The 20,128-nt window shown below is 68.0% G+C and carries 16 protein-coding genes; 9 read left to right on the forward strand and 7 right to left on the reverse strand.

What is annotated here, in order from left to right; translation table 11 throughout:
• Positions 1-1,002 carry a YeiH family protein gene (locus OM977_RS09770; protein ID WP_264357371.1) on the reverse strand — a complete coding sequence of 334 codons (1,002 nt, stop codon included), beginning with the start codon at positions 1,000-1,002 and terminating at the stop codon, positions 1-3.
• A gap of 214 nt (positions 1,003-1,216) precedes the next feature.
• Here OM977_RS09770 and OM977_RS09775 point away from each other — a divergent pair, with 214 nt between their 5' ends.
• From OM977_RS09775 to OM977_RS09790, 4 genes are all read left to right on the forward strand, one after another.
• Positions 1,217-2,815, forward strand: a complete 1,599-nt coding sequence (locus OM977_RS09775; RefSeq protein WP_264353790.1) for a circularly permuted type 2 ATP-grasp protein — start codon at positions 1,217-1,219, stop codon at positions 2,813-2,815.
• A complete protein-coding gene (locus OM977_RS09780; RefSeq protein WP_264353791.1) occupies positions 2,808-3,734 on the forward strand; it encodes an alpha-E domain-containing protein in 927 nt (308 codons plus the stop codon). Before OM977_RS09775 ends, OM977_RS09780 begins: the two co-directional genes overlap by 8 nt.
• Complete coding sequence (locus OM977_RS09785; RefSeq protein WP_264353792.1) at positions 3,731-4,582, forward strand: transglutaminase family protein; 852 nt, start codon at positions 3,731-3,733, stop codon at positions 4,580-4,582. The genes OM977_RS09780 and OM977_RS09785 overlap by 4 nt, the downstream gene beginning before the upstream one ends.
• Before the next feature lie 200 nt (positions 4,583-4,782).
• Positions 4,783-6,474 (forward strand): GAF domain-containing sensor histidine kinase, encoded by a 1,692-nt coding sequence (locus tag OM977_RS09790; RefSeq protein WP_264353793.1) that lies wholly within the window; start codon positions 4,783-4,785, stop codon positions 6,472-6,474.
• Here the strand turns inward: OM977_RS09790 and OM977_RS09795 are convergent.
• The gene (locus OM977_RS09795) at positions 6,471-7,205 is read right to left on the reverse strand and encodes a response regulator (protein WP_264353794.1); all 735 of its coding nucleotides are present in this window, start codon (positions 7,203-7,205) and stop codon (positions 6,471-6,473) included. The genes OM977_RS09790 and OM977_RS09795 overlap by 4 nt on opposite strands.
• 247 nt (positions 7,206-7,452) lie before the next feature.
• On the opposite strand from OM977_RS09795, the gene OM977_RS09800 reads away from it, so the two are divergent.
• Positions 7,453-7,896, forward strand: a complete 444-nt coding sequence (locus tag OM977_RS09800; RefSeq protein WP_264353795.1) for a universal stress protein — start codon at positions 7,453-7,455, stop codon at positions 7,894-7,896.
• A 13-nt stretch (positions 7,897-7,909) separates the two neighbouring features.
• Here the strand turns inward: OM977_RS09800 and OM977_RS09805 are convergent, their stop codons facing one another.
• Entirely contained in the window at positions 7,910-9,418 is a 1,509-nt protein-coding gene (locus OM977_RS09805; protein WP_264353796.1) for an SDR family NAD(P)-dependent oxidoreductase, read from the reverse strand.
• Positions 9,419-9,478: 60 nt separating this feature from the next.
• Positions 9,479-10,894 (reverse strand): glucose-1-phosphate adenylyltransferase, encoded by a 1,416-nt coding sequence (glgC, locus tag OM977_RS09810; RefSeq protein WP_442960636.1) that lies wholly within the window; start codon positions 10,892-10,894, stop codon positions 9,479-9,481.
• Between the two features lie 103 nt (positions 10,895-10,997).
• On the opposite strand from glgC, the gene glgA reads away from it, so the two are divergent.
• A complete protein-coding gene (gene glgA / locus OM977_RS09815; RefSeq protein WP_264353797.1) occupies positions 10,998-12,203 on the forward strand; it encodes a glycogen synthase in 1,206 nt (401 codons plus the stop codon).
• Positions 12,204-12,294: 91 nt separating this feature from the next.
• Here the strand turns inward: glgA and OM977_RS09820 are convergent, their stop codons facing one another.
• On the reverse strand, positions 12,295-14,433 hold the full coding sequence (locus tag OM977_RS09820; RefSeq protein ID WP_264353798.1) for an acyl-CoA dehydrogenase family protein: 2,139 nt from the start codon (positions 14,431-14,433) through the stop codon (positions 12,295-12,297).
• Complete coding sequence (locus OM977_RS09825) at positions 14,430-15,179, reverse strand: TetR/AcrR family transcriptional regulator (RefSeq protein ID WP_264353799.1); 750 nt, start codon at positions 15,177-15,179, stop codon at positions 14,430-14,432. The genes OM977_RS09820 and OM977_RS09825 overlap by 4 nt, the downstream gene beginning before the upstream one ends.
• Before the next feature lie 59 nt (positions 15,180-15,238).
• Between OM977_RS09825 and OM977_RS09830 the strand changes: the two genes are divergently transcribed.
• Genes OM977_RS09830 through OM977_RS09840 form a run of 3 tightly spaced genes read left to right on the forward strand, consistent with a single transcriptional unit; the run spans position 15,239 to position 18,864 of the window.
• A complete protein-coding gene (locus OM977_RS09830; protein ID WP_264353800.1) occupies positions 15,239-16,606 on the forward strand; it encodes an acetyl-CoA C-acetyltransferase in 1,368 nt (455 codons plus the stop codon).
• Between the two features lie 9 nt (positions 16,607-16,615).
• Positions 16,616-17,956 carry a 3-oxoacyl-ACP reductase gene (locus tag OM977_RS09835; protein WP_264353801.1) on the forward strand — a complete coding sequence of 447 codons (1,341 nt, stop codon included), beginning with the start codon at positions 16,616-16,618 and terminating at the stop codon, positions 17,954-17,956.
• Positions 17,953-18,864, forward strand: coding sequence for a MaoC family dehydratase (locus OM977_RS09840; RefSeq protein ID WP_264353802.1), 912 nt, complete (start codon positions 17,953-17,955; stop codon positions 18,862-18,864). Before OM977_RS09835 ends, OM977_RS09840 begins: the two co-directional genes overlap by 4 nt.
• Before the next feature lie 71 nt (positions 18,865-18,935).
• Here OM977_RS09840 and OM977_RS09845 read toward each other — a convergent pair whose 3' ends face one another.
• Complete coding sequence (locus OM977_RS09845; RefSeq protein ID WP_264353803.1) at positions 18,936-20,060, reverse strand: FUSC family protein; 1,125 nt, start codon at positions 20,058-20,060, stop codon at positions 18,936-18,938.
• Between the last annotated feature and the right edge of the window lie 68 nt (positions 20,061-20,128).

Consider the following 20,128-nt stretch of genomic DNA (forward strand, 5'->3'; position numbering starts at 1 on the left):
CTATCTAATCATGATGACGGCGGCGCCCAGCCCCAGCGCGGCTATCAGCAGCCAGGAGGCCAGCGCGGCCAGCAAGGGCCGGACGCCGGTGTGGAGCAGCTGCGCGATCCGCACCGCCGACCCCAGGCCGAAGAGGGCCATGCCCAACAGCAGGTCCTGCAGCGTGGCTGCGGCGTCCAGCGCAGCGGGGGACAACCAGCCGGTGGAGCGCAGGCCGGCCAGGGCCAGGAATCCGACCACGAACAACGGCACCACCGGGGGACGGCCACCGCCGGAACCGGCGGAGCCGTTGCGGTGCAGGCCGTTGCGGTGGTGCAGGCCCGCGGCGGCCACCATGGGCGCCAGGAGCACCACCCGGGTGAGCTTGACGACGACGGCGACCGCGAGCGCCGAGGCCCCGGCCGTTTGCGCCGTCGCGACCACCTGGCCGACGTCGTGCACCGACGCACCGACCCACGCCCCGAACCGTTCCGGCCCGAGTCCCAGCGGCTGCATCAGAAGCGGGAGCACGCCAATGGCCAGCGTGCCGCACAGCGTCACCAGGGCGATCGGCAGCACGGTGTCCTGCTGCCGGACCCGCCGCACATCAGCCATGGCCCCGATGGCCGATGCCCCGCAGATTGAGAAGCCGGTAGCGATCAGCAGCGCCACCGGCGGGGTCAGGCGGAAGAGCCTGCTGATGCCGTACGTCCCCGCGAAGGCGGCCAGCACGACCCCCGTGATCAGGAGCAGGGCGGGCCCGCCGAGGCCCAGCACATCCACGAGGCTGACCTTCAGGCCGAGCACCACGATTCCGCCACGCATCAGGTGCTTGCCGGCGAAATCCAGTCCGGGCCGGGCCCGCCCGGCGGTCCAGGCCGCCACGCCCGGCAGGTTTGCCGCCAGGAGTCCCAGCACCACTGCCACGGTCATGGCCGGCAGCGCCGGGACGAGGGCGTGGATCGCCAGCGCCAGCACGACGGCGGCGGCGGCGCCCAGCAGACCCGGCGCTGCGAGGGACATGGCGGCGACGACGCCGGCTCGTCGGGTCGTCGCTGGCGGGGGCTTCGGGCTGAACAGGGGCACGTCCCTACCTTGCCGTACACCCCGCGAAAACCCGCAACCGCCACGTCCGGCCCGGCGGCGGCTACTCCTTGCGTACCGCGCCAGCTCCGACCCGCGGGCGAACACGCCGCCGGAAATGATTTCGTAACGAAAAGGTGGTTGGCTAGGAACCATGTCTGACCTTTTCGAGGATTACTCCGCGGCCGCCCTGCGTACGGGCGCCTACGACGAGATGTTTACGCCCGGGCAACTGGCCCGGAAGTCTTACGGGCAGGTTGCCGGCGCCCTGCGTGAACTCTCGCTGGCCGACGTCACGGCCCGCGCGGATTCCATGGCCCGGACTTTCCTGGACCGCGGCGTCACCTTCGACTTCGCGGGGGAGGAGCGGCCCTTCCCGCTGGATATCGTCCCCCGGGTGATCCCCGCTGATGAATGGACGGTCCTGGAGAAGGGCGTGGCGCAACGCGTCCGGGCCCTCGAGGCCTTCCTCAACGATGTCTACGACAAGATGACCGTGGTGGCCGACGGCGTCATCCCGCGCCAGCTCGTCACCACCAGCGCCCACTTCCACCGCCAGGTGCACGGCTTCGAACCGGCCGGCGGCGTCCGGGTCCACATCTCCGGCATCGACGTCGTCCGCGACGCCGCGGGGACATTCCGGGTCCTGGAGGACAACGTGCGTGTGCCCTCCGGGGTCAGCTACGTCCTGGAAAACCGGCGCGCGATGGCCAAGGGCCTCCCCGAAGCCTTCGGACAGCAGCTGATCCGGCCGGTCGAAGAGTACCCCCGCCGGCTGCTGTCGGCGCTGCGGAAGACTGCTCCGGCCGGCGTCGACGATCCAACCGTGGTGGTCCTGACCCCCGGCGTGTTCAACAGCGCCTACTTCGAGCACACCCTGCTCGCGGGGCTGATGGGCGTCGAACTCGTCGAGGGCCGGGACCTCATCTGCCGCGGCAACCGGGTCTACATGCGGACCACGGCGGGCGAACAACGCGTCGATGTCATCTACAAACGGATCGACGATGAGTTCCTGGACCCGCTGCAGTTCCGGGCCGATTCCATGTTGGGCTGCCCAGGGCTGGTGAACGCGGCCCGCGCCGGCGGCGTCACGATCGCCAATGCTGTGGGCAACGGCGTCGCCGACGACAAGCTCGTCTACAGCTACGTGCCGGACCTGATCCGCTACTACCTGAACGAAGAGCCCGTGATTGCCAACGTGGACACCTTCCGGCTGGAGGAAAAGGAAGCCCGCGAGGAAGTCCTGGACCGCCTGGCCGAGCTCGTGGTCAAGCCCGTCGACGGCTCCGGCGGCAAGGGCCTCGTGATCGGGCCTGACGCGTCCAAGGACGAGCTGGAGGCCCTGCGGAAGCGCGTCATCGCGGATCCCCGCGGCTGGATCGCCCAGCCCGTGCTGCAGCTCTCCACCGTCCCCACCCTCAGCGGCGACCGGTTCGGTCCCCGCCACGTGGACCTGCGGCCCTTCGCCGTGAACGACGGCGACGACGTCTGGGTGCTGCCCGGCGGGCTGACGCGTGTGGCGCTCAAGGAAGGTTCCCTGATCGTCAACTCGAGCCAGGGCGGCGGCTCCAAGGACACCTGGGTACTGGCGGATTCCCCCCAAGTCCCAGTGGAGACCGTTCCGCGGCCGCCCGCCGCGGTCCGGGAACGGGTCTCGGTGTGGCCGGTGGAAAGCAACTGGCGCGACCGCCAGACGGAACAACAGCAACAGCAGCAGATTTCGGATGCGCAGGAGGTAACCGCGAATGCTTAGCCGTATTGCCGAATCACTCTTTTGGATCGGCCGCTATGTGGAACGGGCCGACGGCACCGCCCGCATCCTGGACGTCCACCTTGAGCGGCTGAACCATCTGCCGATGGAGGAGCAGCGCAGCGTCGCGCAGGAACTTCTCGCGGTGATGGGCGCCCGCCCGCAAAGTGACGAGTTCGGCCTCAATGAACTCCTGAATGCGTTGGCCTATGACAAGCACAGCGCCACCTCGATAGCAGGTTCCCTGGGCGCGGCGCGTGAAAACGCCCGCCGGGCCCGGGAGACCGTCTCCTCGGGACTCTGGGAAAGCCTGAACACGACGTATTACGGGCTCAACCAGCACCGCAAGGATGTTGTGGGAACGTACCGCTTCTGCAACTGGGTGCTGGAGCGCACCGCGATGGTCAGCGGCCTCGCGGACACCACGGTCAGTCATGACGAGAGCTGGCTGTTCCTGGTCCTCGGCCGTTCGCTGGAACGTGCCGACATGACCGCGCGGATGCTCTCCACCCGTGATGTCCTCTCGGCCGGGATGTCGTGGGTGAACATGCTCCGCTGCGCCGGGGCTTACGAGTCCTTCCTGCGGACCCGGCGCGCCGCCTTCGGCGACCAGCACGCCGCCGAGTTCCTGCTCCTGGACCGGCTCTTCCCGCGCTCCATCGTCTACGCCCTGAGCGACGCCGACGAGTGCCTGGCCAAGCTCGACCCTTCGGCCCAGCGCGTCGGTTTCATAAACGACGCCCGGCGGATTGTCGGACAGGCCCGCACCTTCCTGGAGTTCCACCGCACGGATGACCTGATGTCGGAACTGCCGGAGCACATGGAACGGGTGCAAAAGGCCGTTTCGCAGGCCTCCGACGCCATTTCCCGTAAGTACTTCAATCAGGCAGACGAACTGGCCTGGGTGGGAGAAGTTTCATGACCCGGCTGAGGATCATCCACAAGACCGCCTACAAGTACAACAAGCGCGTCACGCTCTCCTATAACGAGGCGCGAATGACGCCCCTGACGGATCCCCAGCAGGTGGTGCTGGAGTCCTCGATGAAGGTGTCGCCGTCGCAGGCCGCGCTGAGCAGCTACCGCGACTACTGGGGCACCCGGGTGACGGCTTTCGACATGCAGATGCCGCACGAGCACCTCGAAGTGCTGGCCACGACCACGGTCGAGGTACACCGGGTGGAGAAGATCCCGTCCGAGGCGGACATCGTTGGCTGGGACGTCCTGGCGGCCCCGGAAACACTGAACCAGCTCAGCGACTGGATTCCGCAGTCCCAGCTCACGGGCCCGGGCACGGAGGTCCTCGGCATCATTCCCGGCGTCGTCGAGGGCCGCAATCCGCACGAGGCCGCCCTTGCTGTGTTCGAGTGGATGCGGGGGGAAATGACCTACATGAAGGGCTCCACGGGCGTCACCACGAACGCCGCGGAGGCCTGGAGCCAGCGGCAGGGCGTCTGCCAGGACCTCGCCCACCTGGCTATCGGCGCGCTGCGCAGCTGCGGGATCCCGGCCCGTTACGTATCCGGTTACCTTCACCCGCGGTCGACGGCGGAGCTCGGCGAAACGGTCGCCGGCCAGTCGCACGCCTGGCTGGAGTGGTGGGACGGCGAATGGCGGAGCTGGGACCCCACGAACCACAAGCCGGCCGGTGATTTCCACGTCACGGTGGCACGCGGCCGGGACTACCGCGACGTGCCTCCGCTGAAAGGCATCCTCTCCGGCGGGGGCGGCTCAGCCCTCAACGTGACCGTGGAGATCACCCGCGTGGCCTAGCATACGGGTCTCCTGCCGTTCCGTCCGCTGCGGCGGGCGACCGGCCCACGTCACGCCAGCGCAACGGAGCCCGGACCCAAGGTCACAGAAGGGCCACAGCGCCGGCTTCCAAGGATTTCGCCAGCTGCCAGGCGTATTCTGGCAACACGTCGTCAGCGCTGCGGCGCGGGGTAGTGAATTGGGGCAAGAACATGCATTCAATGGGTGAAAGTCCGGGGCAAGCAACAGCCGAGTCCGAACCCAGAATTGACGGTGTCCTCAAGGGCTTCGTTTCGCGGGCCGAAGAGTTGCTGCAGTCCCAGGAACGGATGGCCGGCCTGCTCGAAGCCGTCGTGGCGGTCGCGGAAGACCTCAGCCTCGACGCCGTCCTGGAACGGGTCGTCGAATCAGCATGCCGGCTGCTGCGTGCGCGCTACGGTGCGCTGGGCGTGATCGGCGACGACCAGGCCTTGAGCCACTTCATCTCCATCGGGATCGACGGTGAGCTCGCGCACCGGATCGGTCCGCTGCCCACCGGCCACGGCGTGCTGGGGCTGCTGATCTCCGATCCCCGGCCCATGCGCCTGCATGATCTGCGCATGCATCCCGAAGCCTACGGCCTGCCGGACCACCACCCGTCAATGGAGTCATTCCTCGGTGTCCCCATCCGGGTCCGGGACGTGGTCTTCGGCAACCTGTACCTGACCGAGAAGGAAGACGGCAGCGACTTCACCGCCGAAGACGAGGCGCTGGCCGTCGCCCTGGCAGCGGCCGCCGGCGTCGCCATCGAAAACGCCCGCCTCTACGACGATGCCCGCCGCCGTGCCCGCTGGTTGGAGGCATGCATGGACGTCTCCGGGCTGATGCTCAGCAGCGACCGCGACTACACCGCCGGCGGGCTGGACCCGATCGCAAGCCGGGCGCTGCAGGAGTCCGGCTCGCAGCTGGCCCTGATCGTGGCGCCGGCCGCCACCGGCCCCGGCTACCTGGTGGCGGGAGCGGCCGGCGAGCGCGCCTCCGCTTTCTCCGGCCGGTCCCTGACCCTGGACTCGCCCCAGCTCCGGGTAGTCCTCGACGGCGGGGAGCCGGTGCTGCTTGACGACGCCGCGGCGCTTCTCGGAGACCTCGACGGCGGGATCTCCGGCCCGCTCCTGGCGGTCGCGCTGAGCACCCAGGGAGCGCACCACGGCCTCCTGCTGCTGGTCCGCGATCCCGAGGCGGTCCAGTTCGCCCGGACGGACATTGACATGGGCGCGGTCTTCGGTTCCCACGTTGCCCTCGCCCTGGAGCTGGCCCGCGTCCATCGGCTCCGCGAGGAACTGCTGGTGTTCACGGACCGTGACCGGATTGCCCGGGACCTGCACGACCTCGTCATCCAGCGGCTGTTCGCGGCCGGACTGAGTGTGCAGAGCCTGACCCGCTACACCAAGGATGAGCTTGCCCTGGAACGGATCCGTGCCATCACCGGCGAACTCGACGAAGCAATTCGAAGCCTCCGCGACACCATCTACTCGCTCCGGAGCAGCAGCGGTGAGAACGAATTGCTGAGCGGTCGGATCCGGCGGGTGGCCCGGAGTTCAGCCAAGTCCATGCCCTTCACCCCGCGGCTGACCATCACCGGCCCGGTGGACGCCGTGACACCGGAGAAGGCGGACAACGTGGTGGCCGTCGTCTCGGAGGGGCTCAGCAACGCGATCCGGCACTCGGGCGCCGACGCCATATCCGTGTCGGTTGCGGTAATCAAGGGCCGGGTCACCGTGGTCATCACGGACAACGGTTCTGGCTTCACGCAACCGGAAAAGCGCAACGGGCTGGCCAACCTGGAGGACAGGGCGCGCATGCTCGACGGGGAGTGCACCATCACCAGCGCCCCCGACGCCGGTACCAGCCTGGAGTGGTCCGTCCCGCTCTAGCGGATGCTGTGCGGGCGGCTTCCGTCGCCCACGGCATGGCTGCCGGACGGCACCGGCGGGGCAGGGCTTGCGATGAAGACGGCGGCCTGGGTGCGCCGCTCGAAGCCAAGCTTGGCCAGCAGCGAGGAGACATAATTCTTGACGGTCTTCTCAGCAAGGAACATCTCGGTAGCAATCTGCCGGTTGGTCAATCCGCCGCCGACGAGTTCCAGCACTCGGCGTTCCTGCGGAGTGAGCGAGGACGTCCGCGGGTCCACTTCTTCGGCTTCGACCATGCTGTCGACGATGCCCGCCGCAACGCCATCCTCGAAAAGCGATTCCCCGCGCGCTGCCCGCCGCAGCGCTCCGATCAGGTCCATGCCGCCGATCTCCTTCAGCACGTAACCGCTCGCACCGGCCAGCACGGCGCCGCGGAGCGCCTGCTCGTCATCGTAGCTCGTAAGGATGATGCAGTTCAGCGAGGGATCCACGGAACGGACGTCCCGGCAGACCTCGATCCCGGTCCCGTCCGGCAGCCGGGCATCCAGCACACAGACGTCCGGATGGAGCGCCGGGATACGGCGTGCCGCCTCCACCGCGGACCCGGAACTGCCGACGACGAGGAAGCCCTCGCCCTCGAGGAGCTCCTGCAGGCCCCGTCTGACGAGTTCGTGGTCGTCGAGGATGAAGACACGGATGACGTTGGGTGGGCCTTCGTGCGCAGTGAGACCCGCGTCTGCCCAGGCAATCATGATTCTCCCGTCCGGCTACTGCCGGTGCCGGCAGTGGGTTCCGTCAACGCTGATTCGTCAGCATGCTCTGCAATTCTTGTCTACGAACCGGTCGGGGACAAGGGCCGTTTGACCCACCGGGACAAGGTTCGCCCATGCCAGGCCGTAGCGCAAGCCCGGCGACGTGACATTCGGCCCTAGGCACCTCCGGCAGTTGACGGGATGCTTGGGGCAAAACGGGCCATCTGCTCGCTGGAAGGGAAGGGCCATGAGCGCGGCAAGGGCCGTGAAAACGATCGTGGTTGGCGTCGACGGATCGCGGGCCTCCATCGAAGCGCTTCGCTATGCGGTCTCCCTTGCCGGCCCGCTCGAGGCGAAAGTGGTCGCCCTCGCGTGCTGGGACGTCCCGCCCGTTTACGGCGGTTACGTGGCGATGGGCATCGACGACTTCGATGTCCGGGCAGGCGAGATCCTGCAGGACGCCGTCGAACAAGCCCTCGGCCCGGAACTGCCCCCTACGGTGGAAACCAGACTGGTGCAGGGGCATCCCCGGCACGCCCTGATTGAGGCCAGCAGGTCCGCTGACATGCTGGTCCTGGGCCGGCGCGGCCATGGCGGTTTCGGCGGACTGTTGCTGGGTTCGGTCAGCTCGGCCCTGGTAGCGCATGCCCATTGCCCGGTGCTGGTGATCCACACTCCGGAGAAGCGGTAGCCCGGCGGGCAGGCTACCAGGGGCTCGGTTTGTAGTCCTTCAGGAAGACCCCGTACTGGTCCTCGCCCGCCTCGCCCATCACGATTGGGTCGTAGACCCGGGCGGCGCCGTCGACAAGATCCAGGGGGGCGTGGAAGCCCTCCTCCATGAGCCGGACCTTGGTGTAGTGCGGGCGCTCATCCGTGATCCAGCCGGTGTCGACCGCTGTCATCAGGATGCCGTCGGCATCGAGCATCTCCTGCGCGCTGGTCCGGGTCATCATGTTCAGCGCAGCCTTGGCCATGTTGGTGTGCGGGTGGCCGGGGCCCTTGTAGGCGCGGGAGAATTGGCCTTCCATGGCGCTGACGTTGACGATGTACTTCCGCCTCGCGGTGGAGCGCTTCATGGCCCCCCGCAGCCGGCTGACCAGCAGGAACGGAGCGGTGACATTGCACAGCTGCACCTCGAGCATCTCGAGCGGATCCACCTCGTCCACCACCTGGGTCCAGCTGTTGATGGTGGCCAGATCCGGAACCAGGCCGCCGGCGTCGATCGCGGTACCCGACTCGATGCGCTCCAGCGAGGCGGAGCCGGTGGACAGCGCCAGCGAGGTAACGGCGTCGCCGGCGAGGACGGGGTGCTCCAGGACGGTGCTCGCGAGGGCGAGCGGGTGCTTGTCGTGGGCGTGGCCGAACGTAACCAGCTCGGGTCCGCCGTTGGCGGCCTGCAGCGCTGCGGGCAACGGCTCGTCCTCCGCGTCCACCAGCGGCTTGTAGGCGTTGCCGGAGCGGCGAACGGTCTGGGCCGCGTTATTGATGATGATGTCCAGCGGCCCGGCGGCGTCCAGGGAATCGGTCAGGGCCATCACCTGGGCGGGATCGCGGAGGTCAATTCCGACGATCCGGAGCCGGTGCAGCCAGTCAGCGCTGTCCTCCATGGCGGCGAAGCGGCGCGCAGCGTCCTTGGGAAAGCGGGTGGTGATGGTGGTGTGGGCGCCGTCGCGGAGCAGCCGGAGCGCGATGTACATGCCGATCTTCGCCCGGCCGCCGGTCAGCAGCGCGCGGCGACCGCTCAGGTCCGTGCGGGCATCCCTTTTGCTGTGGCTGAAAGCGGCGCACTCGGGGCAGAGCTGATGGTAGAAGGCGTCCACTTGGGTGAAGTGCTGCTTGCAGATGTAGCACGGTCGCGACCTGATCAGGTGCCCGGCGATTTCCCCCGTAGCGGACGGCGCCAGCTTGTTGCCCCGGGTCTCGTCGTCGATCCGGTCGGGGGCCGCCGTCGCGGTCTGGGACAGCACGGCGCGGTCCGCCTCGGCAATCAGGTCCCGCTTGGTGACGCGGCGGTGCCGCTTGACGGCCTTGAACATCTTGCCGGTGGCGCGGCGGACCGAGACGTAGTCCGGGTGTTCCTCGTCGTAGACGTGGATGCTGTTGAGGACCTTCAGGCAGGCCTCGATTTCCGCGTCCGTCAGCCCGGCGGGAACCACGGCGTCTGGCGCCGCATCGGCAGGGATCAGGTGGGAAGGCAGATCGGGGGAGCTCATTGCCCCAATTTTACAGCCTGCGGGGAGCCCGGCCGGTCGTCCGGGCTCCCGTGCTTCTTCTCAGGCCTTGGTCGAGTGCTGGGCTGGGACTTCCACTCCGACGGCAGCCGGGCGGGCTTGGCTGGCCTTCTCGACTGTCTCCTGCCACTCCGGGATATTCACGGAGGCCGCCTTCACGGCATCGGGAACCAGGTGCAGGTTGGCGGCCGAGAGGGCGCGCTCGGCGTCACTTGGCTCGGGAACTTCCTGCCCCTTGGACAGGACCGTGATGCCGGAGTCCGTGACCTTGAAGCCGCGGGCGCGGTCCAGTTCGGGATCCAGGCCGATGGCCGCCCCGGCCGGAACCCGGACGTTCTTGTCGATGATCGCCCGCCGGACGACGGCGCCCTCGCCGATGCTGACCTTGTCCATCAGGACGGAATCAATCACCCGGCTGGACGTTCCGACGTAGGCGTCGTTGGACAGCACGGAGCCCTCCACGATTCCCCCGGAGATCACCACGCCGTTCGCGACGATCGAGTCCAGCGCCGTGCCCACGGTGTTGCCAACGCCGCGAACGAACTTGGCCGGCGGGGAAATCGTCTGCCGCGTGTAGATCGGCCATTCCGAGTTGTAGAGGTTGAACACCGGCATGGGGGAGATGAGGTCCATGTGCGCGTCGTAGAACGAGTCGATGGTGCCGACGTCGCGCCAGTAGGTGCGGTCGCGTTCGGTCGAGCCGGGGATGTCATTGAGGGTGAAGTCGTAGACCCCGGCCTCACCCTTGTTGACGAAGTACGGAATGATGTCCCCGCCCATGTCGTGCTTGGTGTCGAGTCGCTCGGCATCGACATGCAGGGCCTCTACGAGCGCGTCGGCGTCAAAAACGTAGTTTCCCATGGAGGCAAGGAACTGGGTGGGGTCGGCGGCCAGTCCGGGCGTGGAGGACGGCTTCTCGACGAACGCTGCGATCTTCTGGGGATCGTCCTGGTCCACCTCAATGACGCCGAACTGGTCGGCCATGTTCAGCGGCTGCCGGACGGCGGCGACGCTGGCCCGGGCGCCGCTGGCGACGTGCTGGGCAACCATCTGCGAGAAATCCATCCGGTAAACGTGGTCGGCGCCAACGACGACGACGATATCCGGGTTGGCGTCATGGATCAGGTTCAGGGACTGGTAAATGGCGTTGGCGCTGCCTAGGAACCAGCTCTTGCCGACGCGCTGCTGCGCCGGGACCGAGGCCACATAATTGCCGAGCTGGGTGGACATCCGCCAGGTCTCGGAGATGTGGCGGTCCAGGCTGTGGGATTTATATTGCGTCAGGACGACGATCTGCAGGTAACGGGAATTGACCAGGTTGGATAACGCAAAGTCAATGAGCCGGTAGCTGCCGGCAAACGGAACGCCGGGTTTGGCCCGGTCTGCCGTCAACGGCATCAGCCGGTTTCCCTCGCCACCTGCGAGGACAATGGCCAAGACTTTCTTTTGATGCGGCATAGTGATCGCTCCTGAACGCCTTTGTTGCTCCCCAAAAAATATCCGGCACGCCCGGACGTCTTTACACTAGATCAGTTCGACCGTAACGACTACCTTGGGTTTTGTGCGAATAGACATTGTGACCAAAGAATTTCCGCCCGAAATCTACGGCGGGGCCGGTGTCCACGTTGCCGAGCTCAGCAGGGTGCTGGCTCAGCATGTGGATCTACAGGTACGTGCTTTCGGTGCGCCCCGGGACCCCGAGTACCACGGAGCGACGGTCACGTCCTACGCGGTGCCCGAGGACCTGGGCGGAGCGAACGCTGCCGTGCAGACGCTGGGGGTGGACCTGCGCATCGTTCCGGACATCGCCGGAGCGGATCTCGTGCATTCGCACACCTGGTACGCCAACATGGCCGGGCACATCGCCGCGCTGCTGCACGGGATTCCCCATGTCCTGAGCGCGCACAGCCTGGAGCCGCTCCGCCCGTGGAAGGCCGAGCAGCTCGGCGGCGGCTACGCCCTGTCCTCCTGGGTGGAAAAAACCGCCTACGAGTCCGCCGCGGCCATCATCGCCGTGTCGGAGGGCATGCGGCAGGACATCCTGCGCAGCTACCCGGACGTCGACCCCGCCAAGGTCAAGGTGGTCCACAACGGCATCGATGTGAGCCAGTGGAACCGGGACGAGGGCGACGACATCATCCGCGCGCTCGGTATCGACCCGGAGCGGCCGAGCGTGGTCTTCGTGGGCCGCAACACCCGGCAGAAGGGCGTCCCGTACCTGCTGCGGGCCGCCGCCAAGCTCCCGGCCGACGTCCAGCTGGTGCTGTGTCTGGGTGCCGCGGACACCCCGGAGCTGGCAGCCGAAACGGCACGCCTGATCGAGGAGCTGCAGAGCCAGCGCAGCGGCGTCATTCTGATCGAGCGGATGCTGCCCCGCAACGAGGTGATCCAGGTGCTGAGCCACGCGACAGCGTTCGCGTGCCCGTCCATCTACGAGCCGCTGGGCATCGTGAACCTTGAGGCAATGGCCTGCGGCGCCGCCGTCGTGGCCAGCGCCACCGGCGGCATCCCCGAGGTGGTCCAGCACGGCGAGACCGGGCTGCTGGTCCCGATCGAGCAGGTCACGGACGGCACCGGCATCCCGCTGGACCCGGAAAAGTTTGTCACCGAATTTGCCGCCGCGCTCATCGAGGTGGTGTCCGACCCCGAGCGGGCACGCGCCATGGGCGAGGCCGGCCGGCGCCGCGCGGAGGAGCACTTCTCCTGGGAATCCATCACCGAGACCACCCTTGAGGTATACCGCTCGGTGCTTCCGCAAGGTTCATGACCACCCCTGCTGGAGAACATACGACGACGGCGCCGCCCCCGATCAAGGGGGCGGCGCCGTCGTCGTTGGCTGGCTTCGTACAGCAGGCGCGTCAGCTGCGGGGCGTCTTCCTGTCGAGGGCCGCGCGGGCCAGCAGGATTTTCTCGTCCACAGGAGCCTGGCCGCTGGCGCGCTGGGTGCGGAAGTAGGCCCGCGCCTCGTCCTGGCGGACCTTCTCGGCACCGGTGGAGATCTCGGCGCGGAGGTGTTCCGGGCCGAAGCCGAAGGCATCCACAAGGTCCAGGGCATGCGGGCGGATTTTCACCAGGAGCCGGTTGATGTACTCGCCCACGGTGCGGCCGCGCTGCATCGAGAGCCGGCCGTTCATCAGGTACCACGACAGGTTCTTCTCGATCAGGGACAGGCCGAAGAGGTCGCGGAGCCAGGTCAGGACCACCCTGGTGCCGGGATCCGAAACCTTGCCGAGGGCCTCGGTGAACGCCTCCCACTGGAGCAGCTCGGCGTGCGCCTGGGCGGCTTCGATGAGTTCGTGCTGGTGCTGGTTGAACAGCGCCGCTCCCTGCTGCTGCGGGAGCTTGCCCGCGCCCTTCAGGGCGGCGGCCACCTCGGCCACCATGGTCTGGACGCGGTCAGTCAGCAGGGTCCGCTGGCTGGTTTCGTCCTTGATCGCCAGGGCGGCCTTCTGCACCGAGCCGGAGTCGGCCACGAACTGGGCGACGCCGCGCAGTCCGGTGCGGTGGAGCGCGACGCCGGTGGCCTGGCCGACGACGTATCGGGCCAGCACGCCGAAATTCACGGTGCGGAATTCCTTGGCGTAGTCGGCCAGCAGCCGCTTGGCGACCAGCTGCAGCAGGACCGTGTTGTCGCCCTCGAAGGTGGCGTAGACGTCGAGATCGGCGCGCAGCGAGGCGAAGCGGTTCTCGATCAGGAAGCCGGCACCGCCGCAGGCCTCGCGGCATTCCTGCAGGGTGTCCAAGGCATGCCAGGTGCTGAGCGGCTTAAGTGCCGCGGCGAGGGTTTCGAGGTCCTGGCGGTCCTCGTCAGTGTCGTTGCGTCCGGAGAAGACGTCGTCGAATTTCTGCAGCAGCTGTTCACTGGCGAAGCCCGCGGCGTAGGTTGTGGCGAGCCGGGTGAACAGTCTGCGCTGGTGCCGCTGGTAGTCCAGCAGGACTTCCTCATCAGTGCTGGAGGAGGCGTTGAACTGTCGGCGTTCGGTGGCGTACTGGATGGCGGTCTTCAGGGCCAGCTTCGAGGCCGTCACGGCGGCGCCGTCGAGAGAGACGCGGCCCTGGACCAGGGTCCCGAGCATCGTGAAGAACCGGCGGCCGGGACTGGCGATGGGGGAGCTGTAGCTGCCGTCGGCGTCCACGTTTCCGTAGCGGTTCAGCAGGTTCGTGCGCGGGATCCGGACGTGGGTGAAGTGCAGCCGGCCGTTGTCGATGCCGTTGAGGCCGCCCTTGACGCCGTCATCCTCGCCTCCTATGCCCGGCAGGAACTCCTTCGTCGCGGGGTCCCGGAGGTCCACGTAGAAGGCGTGGACACCGTGGTTGACGCCGCGCGTGATGAGCTGGGCGAAAACGACGGCGCCAAGGCCGTCGATGGCAGCGTTGCCGATGTAGTCCTTCCACGCCGCACGGAACGGCGTGTGGACCACGAATTCTTCGGTGCCGGGATCGTAGGTGGCGGTGGTGGCGATGCTGGCCACGTCGGAGCCGTGCCCGGTTTCCGTCATGGCGAAGCAGCCCGGAATTTCCAGGTTCATGATGCCGGGCAGCCACCTTTTGTGGTGCTCCTCGGTACCCAGATGGTTCACGGCGGAGCCGAAGAGCCCCCACTGCACGCCAGCTTTAATCTGCAGGGAGGGGTCGGCGATGACCAGCTCCTGGAAGCCGGCCACGTTGCCGCCGTGTTCGTCCATTCCACCCACGGACCGCGGGAAGGCGCGGTGGACGGCGCCGTTCTCGACCAAAATCTCCAGCTGCCCGAACGCACGCTTCCGGTGCTCGGTGTGGGTCAGGCCCTCAAGCTTGTGCAGCTCCGGCCTGCCGGCCAGCGCCCGGGATATCCGCCGGGTGTCAGCCCACTTTCCCAGCAGCAGCTCGCCAAGGGCGGCGACGTCGACGGCGGGTGAGCCGGCCGCCGTCGTGCCAACCGACGTCGACTGGCGGATGGACGTTGGCGGCGGTGTGGTCCTGGTGGGAGCCGGGGTGCGGTCCGCTAGTTCGGTCATGTCGATTCCTTCGTTGGTTCTGACAAGGTCGGGTCGAAAGTCTGGGGCTCGAGGTTGCGTAGTTCGGGGGCGAGGCCGAGGCAGAGCCAGTCCGTGATCTGCCGCGCCATCGCTTCCTGGTCCGGTTTGCCCGGCGATGCCGGACTGGCAAGCCATTGTTCGCCGGCGTTCCGGACCAGGCCGATCGCGGCATTGGGCCAGTAGCCGATCACGGCTTCCCGCCCCGCGGAGGGGGCCAGGTGGCTGCGCATGGGCCGGGCGATCATGTCGCTGATGGCGGCGAAGAAATGGCTGAGGGCACCGGCCGTGGCGATGGAGCCGTTCGCTGCCTCCGCGTCGCCGGGTGCATAGCGGGTGACGAAGGCGTAGACGTTGGGGCTCGTCTCAGCCATCTGCAGGTAGGCGGAGACCATGGCGTACAGCCCCTGGCGCGGCGTCTGCGCGCTCTGGGCTGCCTCCTGGATGCGCCGCTGCATCTGGCTGAGCACCACCTCGCCCACCGCCTGCTGGAGCCCTGCCTTGTCCCCGAAGTAACGGTAGAACACCGATTTGGAGGTTCCGGCCGCCGCGGCAATCTCCTCCATGGAGGCATCGCTGCCCAGGGCATGGACTGCCTTGCGGGCCGCTTTGATCAGGTTCCGCCGCCGGTCCTCACGGTGCTGCTGCCAGCGCGACGCGCGGCCGTCCACGGATGACGGCTCGTCCGGGGCAGCATCGGAGCCTGGAGAATCGGAGTGGTTGTTCACGATACCCAGCGTATCAGGTACGCTTGGTATCGGTAACCCGCTTATCTAAGGAGACAGCCATGTCCGTCGAAGGACAGTCCGCACCCGGACCCACGGATTCGACCCCTTCCGCCGCTCCGGCCGCCAGGCCGCAACTCCGCAAAGCGGTGGTGGTGGGCGGCAACCGTATTCCCTTCGCCCGGAGCGGCGGCGCCTACACCAAGTCCTCTAACCAGGACATGCTCACTGCAGCCCTGGACGGCCTGATCGCCCGGTTCGGCCTGCAGGACGAACGAATCGGCGAAGTGGCCGCCGGTGCGGTCCTCAAGCACTCCCGCGACTTCAACCTGACCCGGGAGGCCGTGCTGGGCTCGCCGCTGTCTGCCGAGACCCCCGCGTATGACCTGCAGCAGGCCTGCGCCACCGGGCTGGAGGCGGTCCTTGGCCTCGCCAACAAGATCAAGCTCGGCCAGATCGACTCGGCCATTGCCGGCGGCGTCGACTCCGCCTCGGACGCCCCCATCGCCGTCAGCGAGGGACTGCGCGAGGTGCTGCTGGACCTGAACCGGGCCAAGACGCTGCCCCAGCGGCTCCAGATCCTCAGCCGGCTCCGGCCCAAGGACCTTGCCCCCGATGCGCCGAACACGGGGGAGCCGCGCACCGGCCTGTCGATGGGCGAACACCAGGCACTGACCACCGCCCAGTGGAAGATCACCCGGGAAGCGCAGGACGAACTGGCCTACAACAGCCACCGCAACCTCGCCGCCGCCTACGACGCCGGATTCTTCGACGACCTGCTCACCCCCTACCGCGGTCTCAGCAGGGACTCCAACCTGCGCGCGGACACCAGCATCGAGAAGCTGGCCACACTCAAGCCGGTCTTCGGCAAGAACCTGGGCGCCGCGGCGACCATGACCGCCGGAAACTCCACCCCGCTTACCGACGGCGCCGCCACCGTCCTGCTCGCCTCGGAGGACTGGGCCGACGCCCACGATCTGCCGAAGCTGGCCGCTGTGGTCGACGGTGAAGCCGCGGCCGTGGACTTCGTGCATGGCAAGGACGGACTCCTGATGGCGCCCGCCTTCGCGGTGCCGCGGCTGCTCGCCCGCAACGGGCTCACCCTCGACGACATCGACTTCTTTGAGATCCACGAGGCGTTCGCCGGAACTGTGCTGAGCACCCTGGCGGCCTGGGAAGACGAGGAGTTCGGCCGCACCCGGCTCGGCCTCGACGGGGCCTTCGGCAAGATCGACCAGTCCAGGCTCAACGTGAACGGCTCCTCGCTCGCCGCCGGCCACCCCTTCGCCGCCACCGGCGGACGCATCGTGGCCTCGCTGGCAAAAATGCTGCACGCCAGGGGCCAGGTGGACGGGCGCCCTGCCCGCGGACTGATCTCAGTCTGCGCCGCCGGCGGCCAGGGTGTCGTCGCGATTCTTGAAGCACTCTAGGGGGAACCGATGACCGACACATACACCCAGCTGGTAAGCCGGGGTCTCGGCAGGGACATCGCGCGGAAACTGGGCCTGCCGCAGCCGGTGCAGCTGCGGCGCCACCAGCCTGGCCAGCCGCTCGTTGTTGGTCCGGTGCTGGTCCAGGGGACCGGCGCCGGCGCCGATGAGCTGGCGTCCACGCTCCTCTCGTGGAACCTGGACGTCCGGCGTCATGCGGTGCCGAAAGAAAAGCTGGGTGCCGTTCTCCTGGTCCTGGACGAGCTGGGCAGCCCCGAGGATCTGGCGAAGCCGGTGCTCACGGCCGCGCCCTCGCTGCGGGATCTGGCACCGAACGCCCGGGTCATCACCATCTCCCGCGCCGCGGGGGACGCCACCGAGCCGGCCGTGGCCGCGGCCCGGCAGGGCGTCGACGGTCTGCTGCGTTCGCTGGCCAAGGAACTGCGCGCCGGCGCCACCGGGAACGGGATCCTGCTCGCGCACGGTGCCCGCACCACGAGTCCGAGTACCCTCGGGGCCCTGCAGTTCTTCCTCTCCGGCCGGTCCGCGTTCGTTGACGGGCAGTTCCTGACCGTCACCTCGGATGCCGGGCAGCTGCCGGACGACGTCGAGGCGCCGCTGGCGGGCAAGGTCGCCGTCGTGACGGGTGCCGCCCGCGGTATCGGCGCCGCAATTGCGCGCACGCTGCGACGCGACGGAGCCACAGTCGTCGTCGTCGACATCCCCGCCGCCGGGGACCACCTCGCCACGGTGGCCAACGAAGTGCACGGCACCGCCCTGCAGCTGGATATCAGCCGCCCGGACGCCGGGCAGCGGATCATCGACCATGCCGTGCAACGTCATGGCCGGCTGGACATTGTGGTGCACAATGCCGGGATCACGCGGGACAAATTGCTCGTCAACATGGATCCGGACCGCTGGAACTCCGTCATCGCCGTCAACATCGCCGCGCAGCTGCGCATCAACGCTGCGCTGCTGGCATCCCCGCATTTCCGGAGCTCACCGCGGATCGTGTCCGTGGCCTCCACCAGCGGGATCGCCGGAAACCGGGGGCAGACCAACTACGCCGCCTCCAAAGGCGGGGTCATGGGCATGGTCCGCGCCACCGCCCCGCTACTCACCCCGCGCGGCGGCTCGATCAATGCGGTGGCCCCTGGTTTCATCGAGACCGAGATGACCGCCCGGATCCCGTTCGCCACCCGCGAGCTGGCGCGCCGGCTGAACTCCCTGCAACAGGGTGGGCAGCCCGGTGACGTTGCCGAGGCGATCGCGTTCCTGGCCAGTGACGCGGCCGGCGGGATCTCCGGCCAGGTGCTGCGGGTCTGCGGCCAGAACCTGGTCGGAGCATGACCGGTTCGCAGCCCGTCATCCTGGGTGAAATGCCGTCCCTGTCAAAGCTGTATCTGAACGCGGCAGCCACCGCGGCCCGGCGCCGGGTGCTTGGTACGCACACGGGCACCGCACTTCCGGGCGGAAGCCATGAGGTCCGAGGCGTGCTGGCCGGGGTCGAGAACCTCACGGCCTACCAGCACCTGATCGGCGAGACCGCCAGCGACATCCTGCCCGCCGGCTTTCTCCATGCACTGGCATTCCCGCTGGCCATGAGCGTGATGAACCGCGACGACTTCCCGCTGCCCCTGCTCGGCATGATCCACCTGGGCAACCGGGTGGTGCAGTCCGCGCCGGTGCGCTTCACCGAAGCCGTGGACATCCGGGCTTGGGCGGAGAACCTGCGGGGCCACCGCTCCGGGACCCAGTTGGACCTCGTGGCCGAGGTGCGCGGCGCAGGCGATGGCGCCCTCCGCTGGCGTGGCGTGTCCACCTACCTTGCCAAGGGCGTGTTCCTGCCCGGCATCGACAAGGCGTCCGTGCCGTCGGTGGCCGCAGACTTCCGGACACCGGACCCGACGGCACTCTGGCAGCTCGGCGTGGACACGGGACGCGCCTACGCCGCGGTGTCCGGCGACTTCAACCCGATCCACTTGAGTGTGCTTTCGGCCAAAGCGCTAGGCATGCGCCGGTCCATCGCGCACGGAATGTACCTCGCGTCGAGGGCGCTGGCCGATGTGGGCGCCGCCAAGGGGGAGGCCTTCCGCTGGGACGTGGCGTTCGAGGCTCCCGTCTTCCTGCCCGCCCGGGTGGCCCTGGACATCAGCACGGTCCAGGACGGCGACGGCGGCTGGCAGCGCTCGGACTATGTCGCCTGGAACCCGCGGTCCGGTCGCAGGCACTTCAGCGGTTCGGTGACGGCGCTTTAGCACCGTCACTCAGCATGGTGTCTCAGGTGTCGACTCGCGCGTTGTTGAGGCGAGTGACCATGGCGGGGCGTTCAGGCGTCAGAGGTCCTGATTACGCGGAGCATCCGGTGCAGGCTCAAGAGGATCGATTCCACCGCACTGGGCTTTTCCGTGGCTACGGTCTCTGCGCCCATGCGCCTGCTGAGTTCCTGGACGGCGGCCTCGGCAGTCCCGGCCAGCTCGGTCTGGCGCTCCGGGCTCTCCTCTTCGGGGGAGCGCAGCACGTCGCTTACCGCCGACATCGCGGCCGAAAGCGGTGCGGTGAATTCGTCCGGCACGACGAAGGGGGTGTCCTCGGCCCAAATGACATCGGAGAGCACCTGGGTCACGTCCTGCACATGGAACGTCACCTGCTCCAGGTCCCGGAGGTTGCGGTAGTCCACGTCTATGTCCCGGGGGTGCAGGCGGCGCCGGGGGTTGGCCCGCCGGCTGGCGTCCGCTTTTTCCACCGCGAGGCGCACGGAGCGTGCCGATGCCGCGAGGGAATCGGCCCGGCGTGACCAGTCCTCGTGCTCCGGCGGCCAGTTCTCCTTCAGGGCCGTCGCCATGTCCGCCAGTTGCCGGGAAAGCGCCAGCCGAAGTTCCGCGATGCTCAGGGCAGCGGCCTTGAAATGCAGCGGCGGGAAGACCAGCAGATTGACGACGATGCCAACGGTGACACCCGCGCCCATCTGGACCAGATATCCGAAAGAGAACCGGTCCGGGTCATGGCCGCCGACCAGCAGGACCAGGAGCGCCGCGGTCGGAATCCAGTCGCTGCCCGAGCCGATCCGGGGCAAGCCAGCGAGGATGACGCCCAGGCCCATCACAATGGCGACGGTGACGGGGGTCGGTTCGCCCAGACTGAAGAGCATGAACGCCAGTCCGATTCCGATCGCCAGGCCCACCAGTGTCTGCACGCCCTGGCGCATCGAGCCGGAAACATTCTCGTACATCGCCACGAGGGCGCCGAGTGGGGCGTAGTAGGGGTAGTCGGCCGCCGAGCCTGGCATGAAGGGGGCGATGAAGAATGCAATGCCGGCCGCGAGCGCCGCCTTCATGGCCAGCTGCAGCCGGGGCCACAGGAGCGCCGACGCGACGCTGCCGCTCAGGACCCGCCAGAGCCGCCGGAGCAGCGGTGGGTGTCCGGCTTCGGGGGCCTGTTCTGTAGTAGTCATTCCGGTTCACCCTAGGTTGGCGGCATTGCTGCTACAAATGGAGGAACTCTCAGCCGGCTGTGTGCTGC

It is taken from the genome of Pseudarthrobacter sp. MM222 (assembly GCF_947090775.1).
GTDB lineage: Bacteria > Actinomycetota > Actinomycetes > Actinomycetales > Micrococcaceae > Arthrobacter.